The sequence below is a fragment of the Rhodobium orientis genome, assembly GCF_003258835.1.
Classification (GTDB): domain Bacteria; phylum Pseudomonadota; class Alphaproteobacteria; order Rhizobiales; family Rhodobiaceae; genus Rhodobium; species Rhodobium orientis.
Map to the genome: position 1 here is coordinate 1 of NZ_NPEV01000098.1, position 5,025 is coordinate 5,025.

At 67.6% G+C, this 5,025-nt stretch carries 4 protein-coding genes; 1 reads left to right on the top strand and 3 read right to left on the bottom strand.

Going from position 1 to position 5,025, the window contains the following annotated elements; all coding sequences use genetic code 11:
* Positions 1-242: 242 nt before the first annotated feature.
* The 3 genes from nadC to nadA form a co-directional block, all read right to left on the bottom strand.
* Complete coding sequence (nadC, locus tag CH339_RS23345; RefSeq protein WP_111436820.1) at positions 243-1,115, bottom strand: carboxylating nicotinate-nucleotide diphosphorylase; 873 nt, start codon at positions 1,113-1,115, stop codon at positions 243-245.
* The gene (locus CH339_RS23350) at positions 1,112-2,749 is read right to left on the bottom strand and encodes an L-aspartate oxidase (protein ID WP_111436822.1); all 1,638 of its coding nucleotides are present in this window, start codon (positions 2,747-2,749) and stop codon (positions 1,112-1,114) included. The genes nadC and CH339_RS23350 overlap by 4 nt, the downstream gene beginning before the upstream one ends.
* A gap of 82 nt (positions 2,750-2,831) precedes the next feature.
* Positions 2,832-3,905: a quinolinate synthase NadA gene (gene nadA, locus CH339_RS23355; RefSeq protein ID WP_244669156.1), complete on the bottom strand. Its 1,074-nt coding sequence runs from the start codon at positions 3,903-3,905 to the stop codon at positions 2,832-2,834.
* Positions 3,906-4,225: 320 nt separating this feature from the next.
* On the opposite strand from nadA, the gene CH339_RS23360 reads away from it, so the two are divergent.
* A partial coding sequence (locus CH339_RS23360; RefSeq protein WP_111436823.1) for an MDR family oxidoreductase occupies positions 4,226-5,025 on the top strand: 800 nt, incomplete at its 3' end.

The window sequence follows — 5,025 nt, forward strand, 5'->3', positions numbered from 1 at the left end:
ACGCCGCGAAACGTCTGAAACCAAGTAGAATCAATGCCATGCACCCTGTCTACAAAATTAGACCGGACAGTAGTGGGTCAAGCCCGGCAATGACGCATGAGAGGGGGGCAGGCGGCGGGTAAACCCGCTAGCCTGTCAGTTCGCCGTTCGGCACAAGCTGGGTTTTCGACGGTTATTTTGACCTAGAGGTTTTCCGAGCCGCACGGCTCTGGGCGATGCCCCTCGGCGCAATCCCGAAAAAATCAATCGATGACGATATCGAGCCCGAGGTCGAGCACCGGGGCGGAGTGGGTGATCCAGCCGCTCGACAGGAGGTCGACGCCGGTCTCGGCGACGGCGACGGCCGTCTCCAGCGTGATGCCGCCCGACGCCTCGGTAATCGCGCGCCCGTCGACGATGCCGACGGCCTCCCGCATCGTTTCCGGCGTCATGTTGTCGAACAGCACCGCATCGGGTCCCGCGGTCATCGCCGCCTGAAGCTGCTCCAGCGTATCGACCTCCACCTCGACCTTGACGAGATGGCCGGCAAAGGCCTTGGCGCGCTCGATGGCGGCAACGACGCCGCCGGCAACGGCGATGTGGTTGTCCTTGATGAGGACGGCGTCGTCGAGCCCGAAGCGGTGATTGCGGCCGCCGCCGCAGCGAACGGCGTATTTCTCGAACGCCCGGAGCCCCGGCGTCGTCTTGCGGGTGCAGACGATGTGGGCCTCGGTGTGGGCGATCAGCCGGGCGAACAGGTTGGTCGCCGTGGCGATGCCGGACATGTGGCCGATGAAGTTGAGCGCGGTGCGTTCGGCCGCCAGCAGCGCCCGTGCCGAGCCGGAAATCTCCGCGACGGCGGTGCCCGCCTCGACATCGGCCGCATCGGTGAGGTGACGGCGGAAGGTGACCCCGGGATCGAGCTTGCGAAAGGCCGTCTCGGCAAGGTCGAGCCCGGCGATGACGCCGGGCGCGCGGGCGGCAAGCCGGGCGGTCGCGCGGGCGCCGGCCGGGATCGTCGCCTGCGTGGTGATATCGCCGGCGCGGCCGAAATCCTCAAGCAGGGCTGCCTCAACGGCGCGCTCTACGAACAGGGCCGGCAGTTCCGGCAGGAAACTCTCGTGGGACTGCGTCAAGCGACCATCTCCTTGCGGATCTTTTCCAGTGTGCCGTCCGCGGCAGGGGCTTGCGCGGTCAGGGCGTCGACGTCTTCCAGCGTCAGATAGCTGCGCCGGGCGAGCGCCGGATCGGTTTCAGGATAGTCGGAGCGGAAGTGGCCGCCGCGGCTTTCCTTGCGGGCAAGGGCAGCGGCGGCAATGATCCTGGCGACCGTCAGCATGTGCTGAACGCCGGTGGTGCGGCAGCCGCGCTCCAGCGCGGAAAAGACGGAGAGCGCCCGCTTCAGGCCGTCGGCGTTGCGGACAACCCCGACATTTTCCATCATCGTGGTGCGCGCCAGGTCGACGATCTTGGCATCCGGCATCTGTTCCGCGCCTAGGTCGGCAACGGGCTTCAGCGGCATCCAGGCCGCCGTCTTCGGCGTCGGCAGCAGGCCCTGGATGTCCTCGGCGATGCGCGCGGCAAAGACGACGGCTTCCAGCAGCGAGTTGGAGGCGAGCCGGTTGGCGCCGTGGGCGCCGGTGGACGAGACCTCGCCGCAGGCCCACAGGCCGTCGAGCGAGGTGCGCCCGTTGGCGTCGGTCAGCACCCCGCCCATGTGGTAGTGGGCGGCCGGCGCCACCGGGATCGGCTCCTTGACGGGATCGATGCCGGCGTCGACGCAGGTCTGGTAGACGGTCGGGAATTTCTCCGGGAAATGCGCGCCGATCGCCTTGCGGCAGTCGAGGAACGCCTTGCGCCCGCTCATCACCTCCTCGAAGACGGCGCGGGCGACGATGTCGCGCGGGGCGAGTTCCGCATCCGGATGGACGTCCGCCATGAACCGCGTTCCCGCCGCGTTGACGAGCGTCGCGCCGTCGCCGCGCAGCGCCTCGGTGGCGAGCGGCGCCGGATCGCGGCCGATGTCGATGGCGGTGGGGTGAAACTGGACGAACTCGCAGTCGGCGAGGATGGCGCCGGCCCGGGCCGCCATGGCGACGCCGTCGCCATTGGCCTCGACCGGGTTGGTGGTCACCGAATAAAGGTGGCCGACGCCGCCGCTGGCCAGCACCACGGCGCGGGCCGGGAAGAACACGGTGCCGCTGGCATGGCGCGAGCGCGCCGCGACGCCGGCGACGTAGCGGCCCTCTAACACCACCTCTTCGGCGATATAGCCTTCCAGCATGCGGATCGACGGGGTGGCGCGGGCGGTGCGGATGAGCGCGTCCATGATCGCCCAGCCGGCCCGGTCGCCCTCCACCCGGACGATGCGGCGATAGGAGTGGGCGGCCTCGCGGGAGAGCTGCAGCCGGCCCTCAAGGTCCTTGTCGAAGGGGACGCCATAGGCGAGGAGATCGTGGATGCGGGCAGGGGCCTCGCTGGCCATCAGCCGGGCGATGCGCTCCGCGACGATGCCGGCGCCGGCCGCGACCGTGTCGCGGGCGTGGTTTTCCGGGCTGTCGCCCTCGGCGACCGCCGCGGCGATCCCCCCTTGCGCCCAGGCCGAGGAGGTGCCTTCGCCGATTTCCCGCGCCGACAGCAGGGTGACCGGCCGCGGCGCCAGCTTCAGGGCGCAGAACAGGCCGGCGAGCCCGCCGCCGATGATCACCACATCGTCGATGCCGCTCCAGGAAGCCGGCGGATGGGTGCTTTTCTCATAGAGTTCGATCATGGGGCGCGTCCGGGCATTCGCCATGGGGCACCGCATTGGCGCGGCGCCCCATTCCCAGGAAAGCGCGGCAGCCGGGCTGCCGTTAGCTGTTCAGGTTGACCATCCGCTCGACCGAGGCACGAGCGCGCTCGATCAGCGAGGGATCGACTTCCACCTCTTCGCGCATAAAGACGAGGGAGTCGAGGATTTTTGCCAGCGTGATCCGCTTCATGTGCGGGCACAGATTGCACGGCCTGACGAACTCCACGTCGCGGATGTCGGCGGCGACGTTGTCGGCCATCGAGCATTCGGTGACCAGCACGACCTTGGCCGGCTTGTTGTCCTCGATCCATTTCGTCATCTGCGAGGTCGAGCCGGTGTAGTCGGCCTCGGCCAGCACATCCTGCGGGCACTCCGGATGGGCGATGATCCTGAGGTTCGGATCGCTCTCGCGATAGGCGCGCAGCTCCTCGCCGGTGAACCGTTCATGGACCTCGCAGGCGCCCTTCCAGGTGATGATCTCCACATCGGTCTGGCTGGCGACGTACTGGGCGAGATACTGGTCCGGCAGCAGGATGACCTTCGGCGCGTTGAGGCTTTCAACGACCTGAACGGCGTTCGCCGAGGTGCAGCAGATGTCGACCTCGGCCTTCACTTCGGCCGAGGTGTTGACATAGGCAACGATCGGCACGCCCGGATGGGCCTCTCGCAGCAGGCGGACATCGGCGCCGGTGATCGACTCGGCCAGCGAGCAGCCGGCCTCCATGTCGGGGATCAGCACCGTCTTTTCCGGGTTCAGGATCTTCGAGGTCTCGGCCATGAAATGGACGCCGCACTGGACGATGACGTCCGCGTCGGTCTCGCCGGCGAGCCGGGCGAGCTGCAGGGAATCGCCGACCTTGTCGGCAACGCAGTGGAAGATCTCCGGCGTCATGTAGTTGTGCGCCAGGATGACGGCGTTGCGCTGTTCCTTGAGGTCGTTGATGGCCTTGATGTAGGGCGCAAAGAACGGCCACTCTATCGCCGGAACGACGTCCTTGACGCGCTCGTAGAGATGCGCCGTCTCCTTTGCCACCTCATCGGTGTACTCCAGCGGCGGCATCGGCAGGACGTCGTGTTTCGGAGCCCGTGCAAGGGTCCGGTTCGCGCCGGTAGGCGTCAGGGTTGCGATCGCCATCGGGGCCTCCATCGTAAATATACTCGTTTTGAGCATAAGTAGGTGGAAAAAACAGCCGGCAGAATGCCGGGTCCCGTCAGCTTATGCTCACTCGGAGCCTAATATAGGGAACTTTGCCGACTTTTTAAAGCCCGAAAGCGCCGCACCCGGAAACGGCCGATCGGACGGCGCGCGGCAGCAAGAGTTCGCGGAATTCCGCCGTTCCGGCGGTTGGAAGGGCCGTTTCCTGCGCGCCGGTTGCACCCCTCGACCCTTGCAGGCCGCCGGGATAACGGGCAAACAGGAGGCCAAGCGAAACCCCAGAGGCGAGGACGGCAGACGTGGATACCTTCAAGGCAGTGGTGGTCACCCGCGACGAGGAGACCAGGAAGCAGTCGGTGGCGCTGAAAGAGATCGGGCCGGACGATCTGATGGAGGGCGACGTCACCGTCAAGGTCAGCCATTCCACCCTCAACTACAAGGACGGCCTTGCCGTCACCGGGGCGGGCCCGGTGGTCCGCCGGTTCCCGATGATCCCCGGCATCGACTTCGCCGGCACGGTCGTCTCGTCGACAAGCGACGAGTTCTCCGAAGGCGACGAGGTGCTGCTCAACGGCTGGGGCGTCGGCGAAACCCATATGGGCGGCTTTGCCGGCATGGCGAGGGTCAAGTCCGACTGGCTGATCGGCCTGCCGGAGGGGCTCACCCGCTTCGAGGCGATGGCCATCGGCACGGCGGGCTACACCGCCATGCTCTGCGTCCTCGCCCTTGAGCGCCACGGCGTCACGCCGGATCGCGGCCCGGTCGTCGTCACCGGGGCTGCCGGCGGCGTCGGATCGGTCGCCATCTCGCTGCTCGGCAAGCTCGGCTACCACGTCATTGCCTCCACCGGCCGCCCCGAAGAGGGCGACTATCTGAAGGATCTCGGCGCGGCTGAGATCATCGACCGGGCGGAGCTGTCGGAAAAGGCGCGCCCGCTCGGCAAGGAGCGGTGGGCCGGCGGCGTCGACACGGTCGGCACCCACACCCTCGCCAATGTGCTCGCCATGACCCAGTACGGCGGCGCCGTGGCGGCCTGCGGCCTTGCCGGCGGCATGGACCTGCCGAGCAGCGTCGCCCCGTTCATCCTGCGCGGCGTCTC